Source organism: Mycobacterium sp. 050272, from assembly GCF_039023525.1.
In the GTDB taxonomy this organism is placed as follows: domain Bacteria; phylum Actinomycetota; class Actinomycetes; order Mycobacteriales; family Mycobacteriaceae; genus Mycobacterium.
Map to the genome: position 1 here is coordinate 127,350 of NZ_JBCHKV010000010.1, position 24,064 is coordinate 151,413.

20 protein-coding genes, 1 tRNA gene and 2 pseudogenes are annotated in these 24,064 nt (G+C 65.0%); 9 read left to right on the forward strand and 14 right to left on the reverse strand.

From position 1 onward, the window contains the following. The first annotated feature begins 101 nt into the window (after positions 1 to 101). Positions 102 to 713, forward strand: coding sequence for a TetR/AcrR family transcriptional regulator (locus AAHS21_RS19725; RefSeq protein WP_342929258.1), 612 nt, complete (start codon positions 102 to 104; stop codon positions 711 to 713). Here the strand turns inward: AAHS21_RS19725 and AAHS21_RS19730 are convergent. The 4 genes and pseudogenes from AAHS21_RS19730 to AAHS21_RS19745 all read right to left on the reverse strand — a co-directional run bounded on the left by AAHS21_RS19730 (position 653) and on the right by AAHS21_RS19745 (position 5,537). Further along, positions 653 to 1,627, reverse strand: coding sequence for a metal-dependent hydrolase (locus AAHS21_RS19730; protein WP_342929259.1), 975 nt, complete (start codon positions 1,625 to 1,627; stop codon positions 653 to 655). The genes AAHS21_RS19725 and AAHS21_RS19730 overlap by 61 nt on opposite strands. 232 nt (positions 1,628 to 1,859) lie before the next feature. Further along, entirely contained in the window at positions 1,860 to 2,645 is a 786-nt protein-coding gene (locus AAHS21_RS19735) for an energy-coupling factor transporter transmembrane protein EcfT (protein WP_342929339.1), read from the reverse strand. 51 nt (positions 2,646 to 2,696) lie between these two features. After that, positions 2,697 to 4,754: pseudogene (locus AAHS21_RS19740) on the reverse strand (ATP-binding cassette domain-containing protein); the annotation flags it as partial. Positions 4,755 to 4,979: 225 nt separating this feature from the next. After that, complete coding sequence (locus AAHS21_RS19745) at positions 4,980 to 5,537, reverse strand: TetR/AcrR family transcriptional regulator (RefSeq protein WP_342929260.1); 558 nt, start codon at positions 5,535 to 5,537, stop codon at positions 4,980 to 4,982. A 195-nt stretch (positions 5,538 to 5,732) separates the two neighbouring features. Between AAHS21_RS19745 and AAHS21_RS19750 the strand changes: the two genes are divergently transcribed. After that, positions 5,733 to 6,044, forward strand: a complete 312-nt coding sequence (locus AAHS21_RS19750) for a hypothetical protein (RefSeq protein ID WP_342929261.1) — start codon at positions 5,733 to 5,735, stop codon at positions 6,042 to 6,044. 83 nt (positions 6,045 to 6,127) lie between these two features. Continuing rightward, positions 6,128 to 7,360, forward strand: coding sequence for a cytochrome P450 (locus AAHS21_RS19755; protein WP_342929340.1), 1,233 nt, complete (start codon positions 6,128 to 6,130; stop codon positions 7,358 to 7,360). 242 nt (positions 7,361 to 7,602) lie between these two features. Here AAHS21_RS19755 and AAHS21_RS19760 read toward each other — a convergent pair whose 3' ends face one another. From AAHS21_RS19760 to AAHS21_RS19780, 5 genes are all read right to left on the reverse strand, one after another. Then, positions 7,603 to 8,391, reverse strand: a complete 789-nt coding sequence (locus AAHS21_RS19760) for a class I SAM-dependent methyltransferase (protein WP_342929262.1) — start codon at positions 8,389 to 8,391, stop codon at positions 7,603 to 7,605. A gap of 444 nt (positions 8,392 to 8,835) precedes the next feature. Next, positions 8,836 to 8,912, reverse strand: a tRNA-Met gene (locus AAHS21_RS19765). Between the two features lie 75 nt (positions 8,913 to 8,987). After that, entirely contained in the window at positions 8,988 to 9,515 is a 528-nt protein-coding gene (locus tag AAHS21_RS19770) for a cupin domain-containing protein (RefSeq protein WP_342929263.1), read from the reverse strand. Between the two features lie 38 nt (positions 9,516 to 9,553). Next, positions 9,554 to 10,237, reverse strand: a complete 684-nt coding sequence (locus AAHS21_RS19775) for a nitroreductase family protein (protein ID WP_342929264.1) — start codon at positions 10,235 to 10,237, stop codon at positions 9,554 to 9,556. A 15-nt stretch (positions 10,238 to 10,252) separates the two neighbouring features. Next, complete coding sequence (locus tag AAHS21_RS19780; RefSeq protein WP_342929265.1) at positions 10,253 to 10,903, reverse strand: HD domain-containing protein; 651 nt, start codon at positions 10,901 to 10,903, stop codon at positions 10,253 to 10,255. Between the two features lie 127 nt (positions 10,904 to 11,030). Here AAHS21_RS19780 and AAHS21_RS19785 point away from each other — a divergent pair, with 127 nt between their 5' ends. Next, positions 11,031 to 11,975, forward strand: coding sequence for a GlxA family transcriptional regulator (locus tag AAHS21_RS19785; protein ID WP_342929341.1), 945 nt, complete (start codon positions 11,031 to 11,033; stop codon positions 11,973 to 11,975). A 6-nt stretch (positions 11,976 to 11,981) separates the two neighbouring features. Here the strand turns inward: AAHS21_RS19785 and AAHS21_RS19790 are convergent, their stop codons facing one another. Together AAHS21_RS19790 and AAHS21_RS19795 are read right to left on the reverse strand one after the other, a co-directional pair. Beyond that, positions 11,982 to 14,963 carry a UPF0182 family protein gene (locus tag AAHS21_RS19790; RefSeq protein ID WP_342929266.1) on the reverse strand — a complete coding sequence of 994 codons (2,982 nt, stop codon included), beginning with the start codon at positions 14,961 to 14,963 and terminating at the stop codon, positions 11,982 to 11,984. A gap of 58 nt (positions 14,964 to 15,021) precedes the next feature. After that, positions 15,022 to 16,044: a PDZ domain-containing protein gene (locus AAHS21_RS19795; protein ID WP_096285427.1), complete on the reverse strand. Its 1,023-nt coding sequence runs from the start codon at positions 16,042 to 16,044 to the stop codon at positions 15,022 to 15,024. Positions 16,045 to 16,122: 78 nt separating this feature from the next. Between AAHS21_RS19795 and AAHS21_RS19800 the strand changes: the two genes are divergently transcribed. After that, a complete protein-coding gene (locus AAHS21_RS19800) occupies positions 16,123 to 17,508 on the forward strand; it encodes a zinc-dependent metalloprotease (RefSeq protein ID WP_342929267.1) in 1,386 nt (461 codons plus the stop codon). A gap of 14 nt (positions 17,509 to 17,522) precedes the next feature. On the opposite strand, the gene pstS is transcribed toward AAHS21_RS19800, so the two are convergent. Next, positions 17,523 to 18,626, reverse strand: coding sequence for a phosphate ABC transporter substrate-binding protein PstS (gene pstS / locus AAHS21_RS19805; protein ID WP_342929268.1), 1,104 nt, complete (start codon positions 18,624 to 18,626; stop codon positions 17,523 to 17,525). 250 nt (positions 18,627 to 18,876) lie between these two features. Here pstS and AAHS21_RS19810 point away from each other — a divergent pair, with 250 nt between their 5' ends. The 4 genes and pseudogenes from AAHS21_RS19810 (at position 18,877) to AAHS21_RS19825 (ending at position 21,666) form a co-directional block, all read left to right on the forward strand. Further along, complete coding sequence (locus AAHS21_RS19810; RefSeq protein ID WP_342929269.1) at positions 18,877 to 19,629, forward strand: C39 family peptidase; 753 nt, start codon at positions 18,877 to 18,879, stop codon at positions 19,627 to 19,629. 169 nt (positions 19,630 to 19,798) lie between these two features. Continuing rightward, positions 19,799 to 20,023 carry a hypothetical protein gene (locus AAHS21_RS19815; protein WP_342929270.1) on the forward strand — a complete coding sequence of 75 codons (225 nt, stop codon included), beginning with the start codon at positions 19,799 to 19,801 and terminating at the stop codon, positions 20,021 to 20,023. A 93-nt stretch (positions 20,024 to 20,116) separates the two neighbouring features. Next, positions 20,117 to 20,689, forward strand: a pseudogene (locus AAHS21_RS19820) (cyclodehydratase); the annotation flags it as partial. 131 nt (positions 20,690 to 20,820) lie between these two features. Further along, positions 20,821 to 21,666 (forward strand): hypothetical protein, encoded by an 846-nt coding sequence (locus AAHS21_RS19825; RefSeq protein ID WP_342929271.1) that lies wholly within the window; start codon positions 20,821 to 20,823, stop codon positions 21,664 to 21,666. Positions 21,667 to 21,686: 20 nt separating this feature from the next. On the opposite strand, the gene AAHS21_RS19830 is transcribed toward AAHS21_RS19825, so the two are convergent. Further along, positions 21,687 to 22,178, reverse strand: a complete 492-nt coding sequence (locus AAHS21_RS19830) for a hypothetical protein (RefSeq protein ID WP_342929272.1) — start codon at positions 22,176 to 22,178, stop codon at positions 21,687 to 21,689. 140 nt (positions 22,179 to 22,318) lie between these two features. After that, positions 22,319 to 24,064 carry an alpha/beta hydrolase gene (locus AAHS21_RS19835; RefSeq protein ID WP_342929273.1) on the reverse strand — a complete coding sequence of 582 codons (1,746 nt, stop codon included), beginning with the start codon at positions 24,062 to 24,064 and terminating at the stop codon, positions 22,319 to 22,321.

Genomic DNA, 24,064 nt, shown 5'->3' on the forward strand with positions numbered 1-24,064 from the left:
ATGGCTAGACACAATCACCGTTATGTCTAGCCAATCCGCGTCTCGGCACGCCGACCACCGATGATCGCGACCCCGGCGCGGCGGCGACTACATTCCAAGGCATGCGCACCCACGGATGGAGCGGGTCGACGCCTGCCAGTGACGAGGAGGCGATCGAACGCATACTCGATGCGGCCGCCGAGGCAATTGACGAACGCGGGACGAGCATGCGCGTCGCGGACGTGGCGCGCAAGCTCGGGGTCTCCCGCCAGACCGTCTACAACTACTACCCCGGGTCGAACACGCTCGAGCTGGCCGTGGCCGAACGATCGGGGATCCGGTTCCTACAGAAGTTGACGGACCATCTGGCGGGCACCACCGATCCGGTCGACGCGCTCGTCGAGAGTCTTGCTTACACCCTGGAATGGCTCCCGGATGACAAGCCGTTTCAACTGATGCTGGCACACGACCCCGGCAAGACGTCCGCTTCAATGATGTCGGATCAGGCCAAGCAGTTCGGGCATGCCGTGCTGGAGAAGTTCGAAATCGACTGGGCAGCAATAGGGTTCGACGACAACGCGATCGACGACCTGGTCGAATACCTGCTGCGGATGCTGCAGTCGTTCATGCTGAATCCGGGCCAACCGCCGCGCAAGGGCAAGGCGCTGCGCAGTTATCTTCGCCGCTGGGTCGGGCCCGTGCTGGACTCGGAACTCGCCAGCCACCGTCGCTGAGCGGTCGCGCTGCCGACACCGTAGTAGTGTGCCATGTCCAGGCCGGCGTCGAAGTCGCGCATCCAGGTGTGAAACCACTCCGGCACTGCGACATTGCCCGGGTGATGGGTCGGTAACTGCGAAGCCAGCAGACCACCGACGAGTCGAAGCACTTCCCGCGTCGCAATGCCGTCGAATGCGGTCGGGGGCAGGGAGCCCCGGCGATTCTTCAGCAGCGGCAGTCGTTTCATCAACTCGCCGCGCCACATCGCGGAAGTGGCTACGCGCGCATCGACTTTCGCGTCCTCGGCCGGTACCGCCGCGGCGATGCCGTCGGCGATCATGCGCGACAACATTGTCACGTGTCGCATCGAGTGGCGCAGCATCCGGAGCTGATACCACTTGTCGCCCACCACGCCGTCGAAGATGATTTCCGCGGAACTGCGGTGCTCGATCTCTTCGACGTAGTGCCACATGAACAGCGATGCGACCCGAGAATCGCCGTAGTACAGGCGATCTCGATGCCGGATCATGAAGCTGAACAACGCCGGAAAGGTCGCCTCGATGCTGGCGATATACGCCAGATGGAATTTGAGCGGCTGCGCCGCATAGAGGTCTTCGTAGGACGTGATGACGGTGCCCAGAACCCCGCCGAGCGCCGGATACTGCTTGATGAGTCCGTTGACGTGATGACGATGCGCGGCCGAGTGTTGGGACTCCTGGGCGAGAAACACCTCGGCCTCTTCGCGCAGGGCGGCATCGCCGATGCCCTTCAGGGCTTCCTTCACGGCCAGCACGATGTAGCGCTCGAATCCGACGGCCATGAACGAGATCATGTTCGCCATCACACCGGACGCGGGATTGGCGGGGTTCCACTGGAAGGGCACCGATTCGTCGAGATCGAACCGCATCTTGCGGAACTGCACGTCGGTCATGAGCGCGTAGATCCCTTCTCGCGCGAAACTTCCGGTCTGGAATCACGGTAGATTTAGACTTGACGCTTAGTCAAGTGTGTCCAGTCATCAAGCCGCGCGGATTCGAGTAGTCGACTACGCGTGCCGCCGCGGCATATCAAGCACACGTAGGCGGTCGAGAACTCCTGACTCGCCGGCCGGCAATGAGATGGCCCCCGGATCTCTCCGGGGGCCACTTCCTCCAAACGCGGGGTCAGACGATGCCCAAGTAGGCGAATTGCACCACCGCGGTGACAGCACACAGCGCGAACACCGTGGTCATGACGCAGTAGTCGACGCGGCCGGGACGCGATTGGGCGGCCGAGAACTGCCCGTATCCGCCGCGCGCCGTGATCGCATCACCCATCTCGTCGCCGCGGCGCAACGCCACGGTGATCACTGCGGCCATCAAGTCCACGCTTTCGGTGAACCACCACCGTGCGCGTGCCCGCACTCCCGACACCACCGGCCGCGGCCGCAGCCGCCGCGCCGCATATAGCACCCGAAACTCGTCGACCAGCATCGGAAACGCCCGTAAGCCCAGCGCCACCGCCACCGACCATGAACGGATCGGAATCCTGATGCGCTGCAACGGTTTACCGAGCCGGACCAGCGCTGGCGCGATCTCGGCGACGTTGGTGGTCCACGAGACCAGTGCGCCGAGGCCGAGCACGATAGCCGTCATCGTCAAGAACTGCATAAAGTGCAACAGCCCGCCGAGAGGTACTGGCACTGAAGCCACCATGAGGACCGGGCTGCCCCCGGCCAGCGCGGCGGCCACGATGGTCATCAGCAGCATCACCCAGGCCCAGCGCGGAACCGTCGGCAACGCGCCCCGCGGGATACGCGCCCACCGCATCGCCCCGGCGGCCACACCGGCAGACACCGTGATCGCGGCCCATCCGGGGCAGATCGCCAACAGGGCTGCAATCGCCGCGACGACAACCAGTTTCGTGCCCGCCCACATCCGGTGCACCGCGGTATCACCGGGCACCGGCATCAACAGCACCGGCGATCGCCGCGCCCGGCGCCGCGACTGATCCGGGGGACGCGCGTCGAGGAGGCTGCTCGGTGCGGCCTCCGCCACGGTGCCGCCCGCCAGATGCACCGAGCGCGGACAGACCTCTTGCAGGCCCGAGAAGTCGTGCGAGATCACAATGATGGTCAAGCCCGTCTCACGACGCAGCTCCGCCAACAGCCGCACCAGTCCCTCGGCGCTGGACGCGTCCAGTCCGGCCAGTGGCTCATCGAGGATCAGCGCTCGCGGTGAGCGGATCAGCAAGCTGGCCAACACAACTCGGCGCATCTGTCCGCCACTGAGCTGATCGATGCGCCGATCCGCCAAACCCGGATCCAAGCCGACCATCATCAGCGCTGAATCGATGCGTGCGCGATCGTGCGCGCTGAACAAAGCAGCAGAAGCGATTTCCTGGCCGACTCGTTCACGCATCAGTTGCAGTCGCGCTGCCTGAAACGACAATGCCACCCCACCAACCTGCTCGTGGGCTGGTCGTTCGTCGATGAGGCACCGACCGGCCGTCGGCTCGATGAGGCCGGCCATGATCCACGCCAGCGTCGACTTGCCCGATCCGTTGTCGCCGTGGATCAGGATGCCGTCACCCTCGTCGACGACAAGGTTGACGTCGCGCAGCACCATCTTGGCCCACGGACCGCCACTGCCGTACTCGTGCCAAACCGACTGCAGTTCAAAGAGTATCGAGTCACCCGAACCGGTCGCAGCGTTCGGCGAGGGCGTGGTAGAGGCCAGGACCATTCCAGCGTTGTCGGCGGCGCCGGACGCATCGCCGCTGAGCCGCAACACCCGATCGGCCGCGTCGGCCTCGCTGCGGTAATGCGTGATGTGGGCCAGCGACATACCGCGATTCCGGGTCAGTCCGGACAACACCGCCATCAGCGACTCCCGCCCGCGCTGATCGACCATGCTGGTCACCTCGTCGGCGATCAACAATGACGGCTTACGCGCCAACGCCGCGGCGACCGCCAGCCGTTGTAACTCCCCGCCCGACAGTCCATTCGTGTCGCGCTCGGCCATCCCGTCAAGCCCGACCTCGGTGAGCAAAGCGGCCACGTCGGCGTCCGCTCCAGGCGGCAATCCCCACACCACATCGTCGGCGACACGCGTTCCCAGCACTTGGCTTTCGGGATGCTGCATGATGACGGCGGTGCCGCTTACGCGGCCCAAGCCGACCGCTCCTGCACGCTCGATCGTGCCCGAGGTGGGCTCACGCCCGGCCAGCATCAACATCAGCGTCGTTTTGCCCGATCCGTTGGACCCGGTGATCGCAAGATGCTCTCCCGGCTCCACGGTCAGCGATACCGGCCCCAGCGCGTCGCTATCGGCGTGGGGATAGCGGAACGTCACATCGTCGAGCCGTGCCGGCACCGGTCCCACGGGTCCCTCGTGCTCGGGCACGTCGAGCTTGTGCACGTCCGGGATACCCGCCAACCGCTTCAGCACGGACGACAACGCCCACCACCCGATCAAGGTGGCGATGCAGACTCCGACGACCGACGAAACCCCGATCAGCACCGGCCAATTACCCAAAGCCATCGTGAAAATGGACTTGAGCTCGCGGGCCGGAGTGCGCAGCAGGGAAATCCAGGACAACATCGCGACAGTGCCGTCGACATTTGCCGTCAACGAGGTAAACGCCAGCGTCCGTAGCGGCGCCAGCACCGCCAGTGCGGCAACGGTTGCCGCGCCCAGCAAGCCCCCGGCGGCCGCACCGACCCCGGCCACCGCTAGCGCACCCAGGCCACGCCGCCTGACGATCCCGGTCAGTCCACCCACGTATGCGCAGGCCGCCACCGCCGGGACGCCCTCGGCACCCGCGACCAAGAACGCGATTGTGCACCCAGCGACCGTCGAGACGACGAGCACCGAGAGACGGTAGCGGTAGGCCAACAGCCCCATCGGCACACTGCCCAGCACCGACAACGCGCCGGCGAACGGAATGACCGTCCCCAGGATTGCGGCGGCTGCCACGAGGGCCGCGATCACCGCGGCCTGAGCCATCTCCGCCGGCGCCACCCCGGGCGCCGTGGAGCGGACCGGCCGCACGTCAAGGTCACGAACACCAACACTCATCTATCCACTGTGCGCATCCGCTGCTGAGAGCTCACTTAGACGACCGTGGCAGCAACGGGGGTTCTTCGGAAAACAGCTGACCAGTGGGCATGGAAGTGGCCCCTGGGAATTCTCCGCGAGCCTTTCCGCCAGTAGCGGGGACACCCCTGGGAGATGTGGCAGGCGGACCGCCACGGTTCGTCTCCCCGCCACCAGCGGGGAGGGATCACCCTCGGTCGCTTTTGCTTACTTCGGCGTCGAGATGCCGAATATCAGCGCGTCTATCACGCCGTAGTAGCGTTCGGTGGTTTGCCGCGCCGATGTCGTAACGCTGAGCATGCGGTAGAGCGTGGCTCCGATTAGCGCGTCAGCGGCGGCTTCGATGTCGGCATCCCCGCGAATCTGGCCCATCGAGATTCCGACGCGTAACCGGTCTGCCACCGCATCGTGGAAGCGGCTGGTGAGTTGCTGATACAGGGTGTCGCGGTCGCTCAGGTCTTCGGCAGCGGCGGCGGCCAGCGAGCGAACGAGGGCGACATTATCGGCAGCCGCACCAGTTTCGGCATACGCGCGCATCCAGGTTCTCAAGTCCTCGACCGTGTCTCCGGTATCCGGAAGCGTGAAGTCGGCTTGCTCGTAGGCCCGCATGACCGCCTCGGCTACCAGGGGCCCTTTCGACGGCCACCGTCGATACACCGTTTGGGTAGCCACGCCGGCAATCGCGGCGACCTTGTCCATCGAGACTCCGCTGTAGCCGGCTTCGACGAGCAGCGACCGGGTGGCTTCCAGGATCGCCTGGTGCACAGCTGCGCTCCGCGGTCGTCCCCGCTGGGATGGGCTCACACGAAGAACCTAGAGCAATCGTTCGACGTCGCATCTAGGCAACGGTGGCACGATGTGTCTACGATTAACGAGAAAAAATATCTCGTAATTGGCGCCGCAACTGCCGCTGGCTCGCACCAGATAACCCCGCCCACGCAGAAAGGGACGGCATCAGGGATGAAAGACATCGACCCGCGTAGCTCACGAACTCGCCGATCGCTCGGAGGCACGACCAGTCTGATTGGTGCGGCGCACTTCGTCGCCCCGCGGATCTTCGATCCGTTCAATCGCCTTGGCTTCCCCAACAATGTTCGGACGTTCACTTACGTCAATGGCGCGGTCGAAACAATGATCGGCGTCCTTCTGCTGCGCCCGGGCGCGCGCCGGCCATCGACCGTCGTATCCGCCTGCTACATCAGTTATCTGGCTGTCTGCATCGTTGCCACCCACCTTCGTCACTGGCGGGGCGACGGTCGCTCCATTCAATAATCCGGTTAGGAATTCACGTGTCGATTAGCCAGAGCGCGCACAAGGCGGTCGAAGTTATCCGTCCGGTCGGTCGCGCGGTGGGGATGAACCTCGCTGCCGCCGTCCGGACCCGTCGACGCGGGTACGACGGGTGGACCGGCGCAGTGAATACCGACTATGACCCGCGGGACCCGGTCACTGCCGCGCAACCGTTCGACGCATACCGCGCGCTGCATCGAAGTGGTCGAGTGCACTACAACCCCCGGCGCGCGACGTTCATTCTCAGCCGCCTCGAGGATGTGCGGGCCGCGTTGCGTGACACCGACCAGGTCACCAGCACTCAAGGAGTCACGCGCATACGCATGTGCGCACCAGTGGCGGTGCTCACCGACGGTGCCGAACACAGCCGGTTGCGAAGGCAAGTCCAGCCGGGATTCAGCAAGGGCGCCTTGCAGTCCTGGCAGCAGATGACCGAGAAGCTCGCTACCGAACTCATCACCGAAGTAATGAGCAACCCCGGATGCGATCTCGTTAGTCGCTTGGCCATACCGATGCCAATACGCCTGATCGCCCAGATCCTCGGAGTGCCCGACACCGACGTCGGCGATTTTCGCCGTTGGTCCGAACGCGCGGTGGGCGTCATGGAGGTGACGCCCACGCTCGCCGGTATCGTCGACGCAGCCAAAGCGATGTCGGCCCTGTTGGCTTTACAGCGTTATTTCACAAGCCAATTCGCCGCCGGCGGACTCAAGGGGTCCAACACCGTGCTCGGACACCTTCTCGAGCACAACACCGACGGCAGCCTCACCGACCGTCAGCTTCTGATGATCGCCATCCACCTGCTGATCGCCGGCAATGAGACCACGACCAACCTTCTGGGCGGAATGTTCGACACGCTAGCCCGCCAGCCCGACCAGTACGACCTCATCCGCGCCAATCCCGACCTCATCCCCCTCGCCGTCGAAGAGCAGCTACGCATTACGACACCCATCCAGAATCTCTACCGCTACACGCGAGCCGACTACCGAATCGGTGACATCACAATCCCCACCGGATCCCGCGTACTGCTGTCCTTCGGAGCGGCCAACCGTGACCCCACCGTGTTTGACGATCCCGACCAGTACCGCGCCGACCGCGACCCACGAACGCATGTCGCGTTCGGCTACGGCGCTCACATGTGCCTGGGAGCACCGCTTGCCCGCATGGAAGCCCAAGCAGTACTGCGGCAACTCGTCACCCGCGTTGCCCGCATTACTCCGGACGGTCCGACGCAATGGTCGAGCCACAGCTCGCTGCGCGGACCGACCCGCATGCCCATCCGTCTCATCCCTGCCTGAGGACAAGGCGAATCAGCGCAGGCTCGAACGTTGCGGCCTGACCGATGATCCTGAGGTGGCGCAGACTGTCGCACCGTCTGAGCAAACATCCGACCCACACTCCGAGACGGTCTATTCAACACCTGTAACCACCCTTTAGGCTGCTCCGGGCAGTAGTTAGACAGCCTTATGTTCCCAAACATGTTTTCAAATGGGCTGAAAATGGCCTGCAGAGAGGTCTCTGAGGGGCCATTCCACTGATTTTATTTCTTCAACCGGTTATAAATCATTCTGGCGGCGCGATTCTTACGAAGAAGCTGACGGGGCGTTCTGGGTGTGCGAAACAGAAGCCCAACCTTGTGCCCGGCGTAAGTCGAATACTCAAGAGCGACACGCACCGATTTGTCACATTTGTGTTCGATGGCCTGTTGAAAAGTCGGTACGTACTCTGGTTGAGTGAAGAAAACCTTATTGAATCCAATTGCGAACGGCGCCAAGCCGGCGCCATCTTCTAAATAATTAAGTGTGCCGACCGAGACGCCGGGCCACCGTTCATTGAAAACGTCATCCGCTATGACAACCCCACCCGCCGCTAAGCATCCCTCGGCCAATTTCATATCGGATAGTACTATTTCTTGAGTATGCCCTCCGTCGACGCTGAATAGCCTTACGGGAGATCCAACTAACTCGCGGACAGTATCGCGATCCAGGGAAGTCGAATCGGCTTGGTGGACAGTCAGTCGACTATCGGAAGCCCACCGTTTCGTGTTTGTAAGGAACTTATCGCGATCGCCCTCACCCGACCCGTCGACATTCAAATGCTGATCGCCAAAGACATCAATAGCGAGCGCACGTTGTTCAGCGCTCAGCAATAGCCGCAAACCTATGAAGAACCGTCCATGATGAACACCGATCTCCGCCACGCCCCCGCCAATATCGTTGCGGCGCTGCACGGAATCAAAAATGCGAACAAAGTCCAAGACCTCAGGCTCTAGCCACCCTTCAACGAATCTGTGACCTGCCGAACGGTACAAGGCGAAACTCTGCATCATGTTGAGGCATCCTGCCATATCATGGCAACGAGTAGGGCACCAAAAACAGCGACAATCAGCGTCAATAACGCGCCGCTTTTCCAGCGCTAGCCGACCAGAGCAGAACCACGAACCCCCGCGTGTGCCGAACCATCACCGTTGAAGTGTCAGCCCTTCGCCGCTAATTGTGGTGAACGTGGTGGTGCTGGCTGTCAAGGTTCGGGGCATGCCGCCGAAAAGTTCCTCTACGGGCCAGCCGTGGGCATCAGAATTCCAACGCGCCGAGGCTCTCGCAGTCTGGAACGTGCACGACAGCAACCACTGCCCTCACGGCGCCGTCGGGCGACGACCCCCTCACGACGCTCAGCTACTCGACGCGTCGTAAAAGGGTCACCAGCCCCAAAACGTCGAAAAGTTCGAACTTGCACCCCTCTGATCAGGGCACAAGTTCGAACCTTCGACCTTTGGTAGCGGGGACAGGATTCGAACCTGCGACCTCTGGGTTATGAGCCCAGCGAGCTACCGAGCTGCTCCACCCCGCGTCGGTAAATGCAAGGTTACCGAACTGGTGTCGAGCCGACCAAATCGCGGGCTCAGCGGGGGTATCGGTGCTGACCTCAATGGGACGGCGGGTTCAGCCCGTATCGCTGCGCGATGTCGTCCATCCAGGCCGGCGACCCGTAGCTCAGCCCGTACTTGTCGGCGAGTTCGCCGAACTCGGGCAGTTCGTGCAGCGGCTTGCCGGCCGGGTCGTCGGCGTGCTCGACGAGCAATTCGCCGAGTTCGCGGAAGTAGTTCTCGAACCCGCCCGGAGTGATGATCTCGATGATGCGGCCCGGCTCGCTGCCGGCGTTCCACATCGCGTGCATCTGACCGCGCGGCTTGGTGATGTAGCCGCCGGGGCCGAGCACCACCTCGCTGTCGTCGGAGCGGAAGCCGATCTCGCCCGCCAGCACGATCGAGTGCTCGTCCTCACGGGTGTGCCGATGCGCCGCGGTGAGCACGCCGACGGCGAACGGGTGCTCGACGATGGACACCTCGCCCCCGTTGGTCTTGCCGGACAGTTTGAACACCGCCCCGAAACCCGGCAGCGTTACGACCTCGCCCTCTCCCGGCCGCACCACGCTGACCCCGATTTGGCTCATGTGCCTACCTTCCTCCGAAACCCTTGCACTGCAATGCCTCATCGCACGGTGTTCTGAGGCGGCCAGAGTGGTTGCGGCACTTCGATTCCGAACGGCTTGCCCCAGCCGTTGCGCGAGGAAACCTCGTGTACGGGGCGACGATTGGCCGCCACGCCCCACTTGCCCAGCGGATAGCCGAGCGTCAGCATGGCCGACATTTTCCAGCCTTCTTCGACCGGCACGCCGAGGAGCTCGTTCACCTCGTCCTCGAAATTGCGCAGCACCATGGTCATCACGCCGCCGACGCCTTCGGCGCGCGCCGCCAGCAACGCACTCCAGATCGCCGGATAGATGTTGGCGCCCCCGAGGTCGTCGATGGCGAACACGAAGAGCAGCAACGGAATCTCTTCGAAATGGTCGGCCAGATAATCCCCCGACCCTTTCATTCGGCGCATCGTGTCGGCATGCGCGGCCGGGTCCGCACCGGGGGCGGTCGCCACCATCGGTCCTGTCCCCGACGTGAATTTGTCGTATTCAATGGCGCGGGCCTGCCGGTACAGCTGGGCGAACTCTCGGATCAGCTCAGGATCGTCGACGGCCACGAAGTGCCAGCGTTGGGTGTTGCCCCCGTTGGGAGCGCGAACCGCCGCGTCGAGAATGCGGGCCTGGGTTTCCAGCGGAATCGGGTCCGGCCGCAGCCGCCGCATCATCCGGGTGGTGTAAAGGCCTTCGTAGATGTCCATTTCGCTGTCCGCCCCCTACTCGGGCCAACTGTTGTTGAGGATGGTCTCGACGAAGTTCTCGCGGACGAACCCCCGGTCGAAGTGCGCGAGCACGTCGTCGTTGACCGTGCCGAAGGTGCTGTGTGGGCGGTGCTTCATTCCGTCGTTGAAAGCGGACAGGATGCGCTGCTTGAAATCCGGGCGCGGATGCGCGGCGGTGACCGCCGCAAGGGCCTGCGGCGAAAGCTCGTCGCGGTCGATGCCCAGCACGTCGGTCTCGACTCCGGCGGTGACCAGGGCGACTTCGGGTGCCAAGAACTCGGGGATGCCCGGAGTCGTGTGCAACGCGATGCTCAGCCATACCTGCTCGGCGTCGGCTTGGTCAACATCATGCTCGAGCAGGAAGGTACGTGCCGCGTTGGCGCCGTCGACCTCGAAACGCAGCTGCGAGGTGCAGTAACGCTCGGTGAGGCCGAGATCGTGGAACATCGCCCCGGCGTAGAGCAGCTCCAGGTTTGGTTGCAGTCCGCGGCGGCGCCCCTGTAGAGCACCGAACAGGAACACTCGGCGGGAGTGGTCGAAGAGCAGGTCGTCTTCGGCCTCGCGGATGTGGGCGGTGATCGCGCGCGCCAATGCGGTGTCGGGTATCGCGATGTCGGCAATCACCTGGATGGACTCAGTGGTCATGATCTCGCCTCCTCGTTGGGTGTTGGTTCACAGTTTCCGGGGCTACGGGCAAACCGACCCTCGCCGTTCCTGCCGTCTTCTCCACAGAAAGCGACACAATGGATCGGTGGCCGAAGCGGGTTCGCGAGTGGTGGTAATCGTCGTGTTCGACGGAGTAACGCTGTTGGATGTCGCGGGGGCGGGTGAAGTCTTCGTCGAGGCCAACCGATTCGGCGCCGACTATCAACTCAAGATCGCGTCGGTGGACGGCAACGATGTGGCCAGCTCGATCGGGACACGATTGGGCGTCACCGACCGTCTGTCGGCCATCGATTCCGCCGATACCGTCATGGTCGCCGGCAGCGACAGTCTGCCCACCCAAGCGATCGATCCCGCACTCGTGGCGGCGGTCCGATCGGTGGGGCCGCGGACCCGGCGGCTGGCGTCCATTTGCACGGGGTCGTTCATCCTCGCGGGGGCCGGCTTACTCGACGGCCGGCGCGCGACCACGCATTGGCACGAGACACGGCGACTGGCCCGGGCCTTCGCAGATGTCACCGTCGAGCCGGACGCGATCTTCGTGCGCGACGGCGACGTCTACACCTCGGCGGGTGTGTCGTCGGGCATCGACCTGGCACTGGCGTTGGTCGAAATGGATTACGGAACAGAGCTGGTTCGTGAGGTGGCCCGGTGGTTGGTCGTCTACCTCAAACGCGCGGGCGGCCAATCGCAGTTCTCGGTGCTGGTCGAGGCCGATCCGCCGGCGGGATCACCGCTGCGCCTGGTCACCGATGCCATCACGGCCAATCCCGCTGGTGACCACAGCGTGTCCAAGCTCGCCGCCAAGGCGTCGCTGAGTACCCGGCAGCTGACCCGGCTGTTCCAATCGGAGCTGGGCATGACACCGGCGCGCTATGTCGAGTTGGTTCGAATCGACTTCGCGCGCGCCGGGCTCGAAGCCGGCCGGACCGTCACGGAGACAGCGCATCTCGCGGGCTTCGGCAGCATCGAAACGCTACGCCGGGTGTTCGTCAACCACCTGGGCATCAGCCCGAAGGCCTACCGGGACCGGTTCCGCACGGCCTGCGCGTAAAAGCCGCTACTTCGTGTTGTTGTACTTGGTGATCGCGTCGTCGAGCCGCTGCAGCGCGGCTCCGTATCCGGCGAAGTCGCCCTTCTTCTGTGCATCCTTCGCGGCGCCGAGCGCGGCCTGAATCTCCTGCAGGGCAGCGGCTTTCGCGGGCGACAGCGTCGTCGCCCCATCCGGCGCCGGGGGCACCGCCGTGGGCGGGTTGTTCGGGCCGGGCGCCTGAGCTGGTGTCGGCGGGGTCGCGGGGGGCGTCACCGGCGCACCCGAATCGGTGGGAACGATCCCCGTAGCGGCCGCACCGGCGCCTGGCCCGAATAGCCCGGTGAGCGCGTCACCGACGGTGGGCCCGTAGCCGATCTTGTCGTTGTACATCATCGCCACCCGGATCAACCGCGGGTACGACGAGGCAGCGTCGCTGGCTCCCGGAGAAGCGTAGACGGGCTCGACGTACAGCAGTCCACCCTGCGCGACCGGCAGCGTCAACAAGTTGCCCCACCGTATTCGGTTCTGGTTGTCCCGCCCGATCACACCCAGGTCTTGAGACACCGCCGGGTCGGTGGTGATCGCGTTATTGGCCAGCTTCGGACCGTTGACCTGACCGGGGATGGTCAGCACCGTGATCTTGCCGTACGTCGAGGGATCGGAGCTGGCGCTGATGTAGGCAGCCAGGTAGTCGCGCTTGAATCTGTTCATCGCGCTCGTCAACTGATATGACGACGAATTATCGTTCTTCGCAATGTTTTTCGCGACTATGTAATACGGCGGCTGATAGCTGCTGGCCGTCGGATTCGGGTCCAGCGGCACGTCCCAGAAGTCGGAGGTGGAGAAGAACGTCACGGGGTCGTTGACGTGATACTTCGCCAGCAGCATCCGCTGCACTTTGAACAGGTCCTCGGGATAACGCAGGTGCTCGGCCAGTTCGGGGCTGATGTCACTCTTGGGCTTGACCGTGCCCGGGAAGACCTGCATCCAGGCCTTGAGCACCGGATCCTGCTCGTCCTGCTGGTAGAGCGTCACGGTTCCGTCGTAGGCGTCGACCGTGGCCTTCACCGAGTTACGGATGTAGGAGACCTGCTTGTCCGGCCCGAGCTTGTTGAACGCCACCTCGGTGGAGTCGGCGGTTGCGGACTCCAGCGACGTCAGTTCGGAGTACGGGTAGTTGTCCAACGTCGTGTAGCCGTCGATGATCCACACCAGGCGCTTGTTGACGATCGCCGGGTAGACCGCGCTGTCGGTGGTCAGCCACGGCGCCACCGCCTCCACCCGAGCGGCCGGATCACGGTTGAACAGGATCTTGCTGTTGGACCCGATCACGCTGGAAAACAAGAAGTTTCGCTCGGCGAACTTGGCGGCGAACACGCTGCGGGATAGCCAGTCACCGATCGGGACGCCGCCGAGTCCGGTGTAAGTGTAGTTCTTGGTTTCGGTGTTGGTCTCGTAGTCGTATTCGCGGTCGGCACCGTTGCGGCCCACGATCGCGTAGTCGGCCGAGGTGTTGGAGATGACCGGTCCGAAGTAGATGCGCGGCTGGTCCAGCGGCGCCGGTCCGTCCGACACCACGCTGCCGTTGGCGCCGACGACGTTGGCGAGAAACTCTGGGTAGCCACCGTTTTGGGTGGGATCGTTGGCGATGCCGCGCACCGTGTTGGCCGGAGAGGCGATGAACCCGTTGCCGTGGGTGTAGACGGTGTGCCGGTTGATCCAGTCGCGCTGGTTGTCGATCAGCCTGTCCGGGTTGAGCTCTCGGGCCGCGACTACGTAGTCGCGCAACGTGCCGTTGCGGTCCAGGTAGCGGTCGATCGACAGCTGGTCGGGGAAGAAGTAGAAGTTCTTGCCCTGCTGGAACTGGGTGAACGCGGGGCTGATGATCGTCGGGTCCAGCAACCGGATATTCGAGGTCGTCGCCCGGTCGGCCGCCACCTGCTGGGCGGTGGCCTGGCTGTCGCCGCTGTAATTGCGATAGGTCACCTGGTCGGACGTCAGTCCGTACGCTTGTCGTGTCGCGGTGATGCTGCGGCCGATGTATTCGCTTTCCTTTTGCGCGGCATTGGGTCTCACGCTGATCTGCTCGACGACCAACGGCCAGCCGGCGCCCACTATCAACGACGACAGCAGCAGCAGCACCAAGCCGATCGCCGGAATCCGCAAGTCCTTCAGCACGATCGCGGAAAAGACCGCGGCCGCACAGATCAGCGCGATCGCCATCAGGATCAGCTTGGCCGGCAACACCGCGTTGATGTCGGTATAGCCGGCACCGGTGAACGGCTTGCCGCCGCGCGTGTGCGACAACAGCTCGTAACGATCCAGCCAATAAGCAACGGCTTTAAGCAGGACGAGTGTGCCGATCAGACTGACGAGCTGCACCCGTGCCGAACGACTCAGTGCACCGGTGCGCCCGGACAGCCGAATGCCGCCGAAGATGTAGTGCGCCAGCAGATTCGCCACGAAGGCCAGGAATACCGACACGAACAGGTAGCTGAGAACCAGTCGGTAGAACGGCAATTCGAACGCGTAGAAGCCGAGATCCTTGCCGAACTGCGGATCCCTGATCCCAAAGCTTTGGCCGTGCAAGAACAGCTGGATCCGCACCCAGTAGCTTTGCGCGACGATGCCGGCCAGCAGGCCGATCGCCGCGGGGATGCCGATGGCCACCAGCCGCAACCGGGACATGACGACGGTGCGATAGCGCGCCACCGGGTCGTTGTCGTTGCTCGGGACGAAGACCGGACGGGTGCGGTAGGCCAGCGCGAGCCCGGCGAACACGATCCCGCCGACCAGCAGGCCGGCGACCAGGAACACCACGATGCGGGTCATCAGCACGGTGGTGAACACCGAGCGATAGCCGAGCTCACCGAACCACAACCAGTCGACGTAGGCGTCGATGAGGCGCGGGCCGGCGAGCAGCAGCGCGATCACACCGAGCGCGATCAAAATAAGAATCCGGCTGCGCCGAGTCAGCTTCGGCATCCTTGCGGTGGGCCGCATCCCCACTAGCTACGCTCCCTGATCAATGTGAGCTGGACGTCACAACTGTACGCAGAATTGCGGGCTAGCAACTCGGCGCCTGACCTCCCTGTTGGATCGCATGCAGCGCATCCACGGCTTGCCCGAGCGTCTCGACCTTGATCAGCCGTAAACCGTGCGGGTTGTCCGAGGTCGCCTCGTAGCAATTCTTCGCCGGCACCAGGAACACCGTGGCGCCCGCCTCCTGGGCGGCAACCATCTTGTGCGTGATGCCGCCGATCTGGCCGACCTTGCCGTCGGAGGTGATCGTGCCGGTCCCCGCGATGAACGTCGAACCGGCCAGGTCACCGGTGGTGAGCTTGTCGACGACGGCCAGGCTGAACATCAGTCCGGCGGACGGTCCGCCCACATTGGCAAGGTTGAAATCGACCGAGAACGGCGCCCACGGTGCATCCAGCACGGCGACACCCATGAAGCCGTAGTCGCGGTCCTTGTTGGTGCCGAGGGTGATTTGGGCGACGCCGGCCGGTTCATTCTTGCGGCGGTAGTCGATCGTCACCGTCTGGCCGGGCTTGGTGGTCTTCAGCAGTCCGGTGAACTGCTCGACATTGACCACCGGGGTGCCGTTGACCGCGTCGATAGCGTCACCGGCCTTCAGCTTGCCCACCGACGGACCGGGATCGGTGACCGTCGCGACGGTGACGGCGGGGGCGAATTTCAGATAGCCCAGAGCGGCATAGGCGGCGCTGTCCTCGGAATCTTTGAAGTCGGCGGTGTTGGCCTTGTCGACGTCTTCGCGGGACTTGCCGGGCGGATAGATCAGGTCGCGCGGTACCAACTGCTCCTGCCCGGAGAACCACAGCGTGAGCGCTTCGCCGAGGGTCAGCTCGTCGCGCTGAGACACCGTCGTCATATTGAGGTGACCGGTCGTCGGATGAGTCTGCGTACCTTCGATCGCGACCACTTGCTTGCCGTCGACCTCGCCAAGCGTGTCGAAAGTCGGGCCGGGGCCCAGGGAGACGAACGGCACCGTCACTACCGCGAGCAACACGCCGAAGACCAAGATCGGCACCAGCGCGACCATCAAGGTCAGAATCCGCCTGTTCACGCCGCTTACCCTAACCGGACACCGGGGCGACTCGTTCAGCTACAAGCGTGACGCCGGATGGCAACTTCTGTTCCAGCGGTGAGTACCGTTGAGGTCATGGCTGACCTGCCTTTCGGCTTCTCCCACGGAGAAGACCCCGAGCGCGACAAGCACGGGAAGAAGAATCCCGAGTCCGGCTCGGGCCCGTCAGACCCGCTCGGTGCGTTCGGCATGGGCGGGGACTTCAACATGGGTGACCTGGGGCAAATCTTCACGCAGCTGGGTCAGATGTTCAGCAGCGCGGGCACCGGGCCGGCCGGCGGCACCCCGTCGGGACCCGTTAACTACGACCTGGCCCGGCAAGTCGCGTCCAGCTCGATCGGATTCGTCGCACCGATTCCGGCCACGACGAACTCAGCGATCGCCGATGCGGTACACCTCGCCGACACCTGGCTCGACGGCGTCACCGCGCTGCCCGCCGGCACCACCAAGTCCGTCGGCTGGAGTCCGAACGACTGGGTGGACAACACCCTGGAAACCTGGAAGCGGCTGTGCGACCCGATGGCCCAACAGATCTCGACGGTGTGGGCGTCGTCGCTGCCGGACGAGGCCAAGAGCATGGCCGGCCCGCTGATGGCGATGATGTCGCAAATGGGTGGGATGGCGTTCGGGTCGCAGCTGGGCCAGGCCCTGGGCCGGTTGTCCCGCGAGGTGCTGACGTCGACCGACATCGGCCTGCCGCTGGGGCCGAAGGGCGTGGCGGCGATCATGCCCGACGCCGTGGAAGCCTTCGCCGCCGGACTCGAGCAGCCCCGCAGCGAGATCATGACGTTCCTGGCCGCCCGGGAAGCGGCCCACCACCGGCTGTTCAGCCATGTTCCCTGGTTGTCCAGCCAGCTGCTGGGCGCCGTCGAGGCCTACGCGATGGGCATGAAGATCGACATGAGCGGCATCGAGGAGTTGGCGCGGGATTTCAACCCCGCGTCGCTTACGGATCCGGCCGCGATCGAAAACCTGCTCGGCCAAGGCGTTTTCGAGCCGAAGGCCACGCCGGCGCAGACCCAGGCGCTGGAACGGCTGGAGACCCTGCTCGCGCTGATCGAGGGCTGGGTGGAGGTCGTGGTGACCGCGGCCCTGGGCGACCGGATTCCGGGTGCGGCCGCGTTGAGCGAGACTCTGCGCCGACGCCGGGCCAGCGGCGGTCCGGCTGAGCAGACGTTTGCCACGCTGGTCGGCCTGGAGTTGCGCCCGCGCAAGCTGCGGGAAGCCGCGGCCCTGTGGGAGCGGCTGACCGAAGCCGCCGGGATGGATGCCCGCGACGGCGTCTGGCAACATCCCGATCTGTTGCCGGGCGCCGAGGACCTCGACGAGCCCGCCGGCTTCATCGATCGCGTCATCGGCGGCGACACCAGTGGAATCGATGAGGCCATCGCCCGTCTGGAGCAAGACGACTCCGGCGCTGGCGGCGGGCCTGTCAACGACTAATTCGGTTTCCCGGCCTAGCTAGTGATCTTGGCGATCTGGGCGTCGGACAACGTCCTGACCGCCTCTGGCACCGGCCGAAGGTAAATATGAACGGCGTCAAGGAATTTCGGGCCGCTGCCGTCGGTCACCACCCAGTGCAGGAAGGCCTGCAACGTCTGCGCGACGGCGGGGTCCTTCTGCTTGCTGTAGACGATGGCGTATTCGTAGTTGACAATCGGGTACCCGTCCGCGGCGGGCCCGTTGACCAACGAGAACGCCTGATTGGCCGGCATCTGCGAGGCAGACCCGGCGGCCTCGGCCTCCACGCTCTCGGCGTCAGGCAGCACGTAATGGCCTGAGGCATTGGCCAACTCGGCCTCAGCAAGCCCCTTCTGTTCGGCCTCGGCCTGGTAGCGGGTGCCCAGGTAGGCGATGCATCCCGGGCTCTGGGCGCAACTGGTCACCACGGCCGCCATTCCGTTGAGACCCGATCCGCCTGGCACGGCGGGGAAGTCGACGGAGGTGGCGAAGCCGGGCGACTTGCCCCACCCGTCGGGGTCTTGCTTGGACAGATATTGGGTGAACAGGTAGGTGTCATTACTTCCGGGGTCCGTGCGGTGCAACGGAATTACCGGGATGGCCGGCAGGATCACGCCTGGATTGAGGTCGGCGATCTGCGGGTCGTTCCAGGTCTTGACGGTGCCCTTGTACATGGCCGCGAGTACTTTGCCATTCAGCCGGACGTTCGTGAGGAGTCCGGGCAGGTTGTAGTTGACGTGCAGCGAAGAAACGGCCAGCGCGATGTTCAGCAGGCCCGGGTGTGCGGACAAGTCACCGTCGGTCAGGTAGAGGCCGGATGCACCGATGTTGACCGCGCCGTCTGCGGCCTGCGCGATGCCGTTGCCCGACACGTCGCCGGCGACGGTGATCGTGACGTTGGGGTATTTCGAGTGATACGACGCGGCCCACGCATCCATCAACGGGTAGAGGTTGTTGGAACCGGTCTCGGTCAACGTCACGTTCGACGTCGCCGGCGCGGTCGCCAGGTGGGCGACCGGGCTCGTGGAGTGCGAACCGCAAGCCGCCGCGACCAGCATCGCCGACGCCGCCAGTGACAGCCCACACAGACGAATTTTCATCGACCGACCTCACCTTTTGCTCCGGTTTGGCGCTGTGGGCCACGGCGGCGCCGCAAATGCCCGCGATCACTATTGCAGTTCCGCACCTGGACCGCAGGAGCAACTGGGTGGACGGTTTCGGTAGACACCGGAGCGGGGTGTCGCGCACCCGGAAACCGGCTTATTGTCATTGCGTCTAATTGGGTCGCAGGTGTTTGCTGGAAGTGCTACGTTGTCGTTGATCGACTGTCCGACTGGCCTTGGCGGCACAATGTTTAACTCCCGAATGGCAGCCGCGGTGCGCACCGCGTTGGTTTGCGCCTGCCTCGGCCTGTCCAGCGTTTTGGTGGTATCGGCGTGCGGGGCGGCGCCGTCATCGACACGTGCCGCGACGACCTCACCCGCGGCCGCGACCGGCAGCACGCCGGCGCCGGCAAGGCCGACCGTCAGCGGCGTGTACGGCGACCCGGAAGCGGCCGCCAAGTACTGGGTGCAGCAATCGACGGAGGACACCTGCGGGCTGGCTTCGGTGGCCGACGTTGTCGGCGAGGCCACCGGCACTCCCGCGACGGAGCAACAGATCATCACGCTGGCACAGAAGACGCCCTCGGTGATCCGCGACGGACCGATTTACCTGCCCACCGGCGACCCGGGCCACGAAACCGAGAAGGGTGGCATCGATGCGGCCGATACCGTCGTGCTGCTCGACCACTACGGCGTCAAATCGCGGATGACCTGGGACAAATACCCCGACGAGGTAACTCTGTCCGCGCTCGAGCAGGACCTCGGCGCCAACCGGAAGGTCATTGCCTGGGTCAACGGCGGAACCATTCTGGACAGCAACGACCAGCGCAAGACGGCCGATCACCTGCTCGTCGTCACCGGGGTCGACACCACTAACGACACCGTTCACCTCAACGACCCGTACGCCGACCACGGCAACACCAAGGTCAGCATCACGACGTTCATGGCGGCGTGGAAGACCGGGCAACAGACGATGATCGTGACCGCACCGGCCGGCTGAACGTCGCCCGCTCTGCGCTGGACCGGTACATAATTTGCACGCTGTTCACGGCATCGTTGCGAAGTCCACGGGCAGGGTGGGTACGAATGCGGTGAGCCGACCGCATCGGCCCGATCCACTCGGCCAGTAACGCGATGCTGGCCACGGACGACAGATGGAGGTGCAGGAAATGCGCAAACGACCAATCATCGCTGTGGGATCGGCGCTATTAGCCCTGGCGTTCGGCACTGGAATCGCGCACGCCGATCCGGACCCGAACGACGATCCCGGCGAACAGCGCAACTGGCCCTGTGGATACACGTTCGGGCCGGTAAATACGCACGCACAATTCGGAACGATCATGGCATGGCGTTATTCACACCCATGCCCACCGCCGCCGGCGCCGGGCGAATAACACTCAAGGTCACGGCCAGGCCGATAGGTGAGCCTGGCCGCCCTGTGGACAGCTGATCGGGCGTGTGCGCCGGGCGTGGCACAGTCTGAATTCATGCCGGGCACCGCTACCTATGCGCTGGATCCGGCAATGCCCGTGTTGCTGCGGCCCGACGGTGCGGTGCAAGTGGGTTGGGATCCGCGGCGCGCGGTGCTGATCCGTCCTCCGCGCGGGCTGGCCGCGGTCGCGCTGGCCGCGCTACTGCGCGCGATGCGGTCACCACTGCCGCTCACCGAGTTGCAGCGGCACGCCCTCGAGCGCGGGTTGACCGACCGCGACGGCCTGACCCGTCTCGTCAGGCAGCTGGTGAGCGCGGGGGTGGTGACCCGCGGCTACCGGCAGGCCGGCGGCCGGGCGGCGTCGATCCGGGTGCACGGCCGCGGGCCGCTGTCGGACTTGCTGGTGGAGTCGCTGCGCTGCTCGGGGGCGCGAATCGCGCGCAGCAGCCAGCCGCACGCCGCGGTGTCGCGCGCCGCCGTGGACCTGGTGGTGCTGACCGACTACCTGGTCGCCGACCCGCGTCTAGTTCGCGATCTGCACAGCCAACGCGTCGCGCACCTGGCGGTTCGGGTCCGCGACGGCACCGGGCTGGTCGGACCGCTGGTCATTCCGGGCGTGACCAGCTGCCTCGTCAAGCTCTAAGGGGAATGACCGGTCGGCACGCGCCTATCGACGTCTCGCATCTTCCCCCACACCTCCGGAGTCGGCGCATCGGCCGCTTGTCGGTCGCTGCTGGGACACTTAGTCCAGGAGGATGAATGAATGCGGTCTTCGCGGCGGTCGTACTCGCCGTCGTCGCCATCTCTTCGGTCGCAGGGTTGTTTAACCTCGCTCGCAGCGACCAGGCGCGGTCGAAATATCGCCAGACTGTGCGGGCGATGCGGTGGTGGATGATTCCTGCAGCACTCGGTCAGCTGAGCGCCGTGACCATCATGTACTTGGCGATCGTCAAGCTGGTGCCTGCGTTGTCGTTTGGGTGGTGGCGACTGGTGAGCGGCGGTCCCGGCAACATCATGCTGGGTCAGACCGGACAAACGGGAGCCGCGTGGCGAATCGCCGCGCTGACCTTACCGATCGTGCTGTTCGCGGTGGTCCCGCTCGAAGCCCACCGCGAGGAGGAGATGTTCCGATCAGGAGCCGAGAAGCAGAGCATCGGTAAGCGACTCCGCACACAGATGTTGTTCGGCGTCATCCACTGTGCGATGGGCATCCCGATCGCCGCGGGGATCGCGCTTTCGATCAGCGGCGCGTACTTCTTAACGGTGTACCTGCAGGCCGCCCGTCATCTCCGCCCCGAGTTCGCGGCAGCGGAGGAGATACCAGGGCCGGAACGGCTGCCGTACCCCGAGCTGCCCGCCTTAACCGCCTACGACTCCGAAGCATTCGAGGCTTACGACCGGGAATGGGACAGGGTTCGCGCTGAGAATAGGCGCCGACTCGATCAGTGGCTCGACGATCTGCCCAATCAGGCGGCGGCGAGCGTCGAGCGGATCAACCGTATAAGGCGGCGGCCCGTCGCCAAAGCTGCCGCTGCACACGCGGTCTCCAACTGGCTGGTGATCGCGACGGTGGTCATCGCGGTGATCGTCAGCTCGCTCGCGTAGGCATGCGAGGTATGTCGCCGCTAGCTTCCGGGCGGGCTTTGACGAATCACCCTTGGGAAGGAAATGTCGTCTTTGCGTAGGTTGCCGGGGAAGCACGGGGAGATGACGGTCAGGGTCGGCGAGTAGTTCGCGGGGTAGGCGGCCTCGATTTGGAGGCGGTACCCGTCCGGGGCGTAGGCGAAGCGGTTGGGTTTCTCGAACCCGTCGCGCTCCATGACGGTCAGGTTCCAGCTCTGCCAGAGCTGCCCGGTGCGGGCGATCAGGTCTGCGGGCGGCATGCCCTGGGGACCGATGACGTGCAGGGCGGCGGTGTACTCGGTCGGGCCTGGACCGGGGCCGGTGTAGTTGTCGTCGCAGCCGAGGTTGCTCCCGCCCTGGGCGTCGCTGCCGTCGAGCACGGTGCCCGGCGGCAACCCGTCGACCGTCTTCTGGAGGTAGTGCAGGACGGTGTCTTGTGCCTCTTGCTGGCTGTTCGGGACCTTCGGTGACTGGGCGACGGGGGTGTGGTCCATGGGGCCTCCTGGGATGGGTATGGCGCCAGAGGGGGTTCTCGGGCCGAGTGGTGCGGCTGGCTTGGTGGACGAGCACGCGGCCATGAGCATCGCGGCCGCGGCGAGGGCCGCGAGGAAGCGAGACGATCTGCTGATGGCGGTCATGGCGTGAAGGAGGGTGGGGTGACATCGACCCTGCCTGCGATGATACGGCCCATGTTGGTCAGGGCCGGGTTACCTGGGTCCCAGTAGCTGCTGTGGGCGGCCACCGTCGGCAGGCCCAACGGCCAGCCGGGTCCGGGCGATGCTTCGAACGGGATGCCCCCGAATCGTGAGCTCATCGGGTCGGTGCCGAGTGTCATCCCGGTGACCACGCCGATGACGTCGTTCTGGGCCCGGGTGGCGAACACGTGCGCGCCGGGGTCGAGGTTGAGGTCGCTGGCGTGTCCGGCCAGTACCCCGGGGCTGCCCACGGCGATGATGTTGTTGGCGTCGAGGTGGTGGCCGCCGAGCGCGGCCGCCCCCATTTCGGTGGACCCGTAGCTGTGTCCGATGACGGTGTTGATGGACGGGCCGCCCGCCACGGCGTCGTTGTGGGAGGCGCGGATCCCGGCCTGGAAGTCGTCGAGCGCGGTGGCCCCGTTGCGGGCGTAGCCCGGGTCGGCCGCTTGCAGGAGGTTCATCGGCCGGTCATACCCCATCCAGGTGGTGACCGACACGTCGCCGGGCTGCAGCGTGCGGTCCGCGTTGCGGGCCGCCCAGTACATCCTCTGGGACTTGTCGGCGCTGCCGCTGTACCGGGTGGTGTCCTGGCCGGTCCCGGGCACGAAGGTGGCGGTGCGCTTCGCCGTGTCGGGGTTGTTGATCGACGACGCGGCGTGGCCCTTGTCGTCGACGACGAGGAGGTACTGGGGCAGCTTGCCCGAGGACGGGTCGATCTCGCTCGGCGGCGGCCCGATCGTCTTCTTCACGTCCGCGTAGCCGTCGTGGGCCCGGTTGGCCGCGTCCCATTGCTGTTGCCAGTCCCGGTACTCCTTGCCCTGCAAGAAGGGCGTGTCCCCGTTCGCCCAATCGGGGTGTTGGGCGCGCAGGCGGTCCAGGTCGGCCTGGTTGGCGGCCTGCAGCTCGTCGAGGTGCATCCGGTTGTAGTGGTCGCGGTCCACGGCGGGCATCCCGCCGTGGTTGCCGATGAACCGGTCGTGGTCGTAGGCGGCGTCCTTCTGCTCCTTGGTGAGCGAGTTCCACGTCTTCGCGAACTGTGTGGGGTCGTCGGGCAGCGGCGGCACCGGCGGCAGCGGGCCTTCTTGCGCCCGGATGCCCGCGGGGTCATAGCCCTCGGCGCGCAGGGCGCCCAGCGCGTTCTGCAACGTGTACGAGTAGCCGTCGCGCGTTGCCTTCACCCTGCCCAGCGCGGCCTTGGTGTCGTTGATGGCGTCGTCCTCGCGGCCGGTGATGAACGCGTCGAGCGCCTGTCGGTCGGCGGCGGTCAGGGAGGGGTCCTTTTCCATCTCCACCGCTTGGCCGATCATCTTGTCGAGGACCTGCAACTGGGTTTCCAGGGCGGCGATTTCTGCCGATCCGGCCTTTTGCGCTTGGGCCAGCGAGGCGGCGATGTTCTCCAACGTGACGCCGATTTTGGGCAACTGCATCGACTGGGCGCCGAGGGACTTCGTCACCTTCTGCACTTCGGCCGAGTCGTTGATCGGGTGCTCGCCGCTGTCCTCCCTGTTCCACGATGCGGCGAAGCGCTGACGGGCATCCTCGAAGGCGTTGTTGGATTCGGCGGTGCACCGGCCCGCGGCGTGGAAGGCCTCGGCCAAGTCCGAGATCTGGGCCGGACGCCCGGCTTGCAGGGTTTGGTTGATCTCCCACGGATCGCCACCGGCCTCGCCGATCAGCAGGGGCAC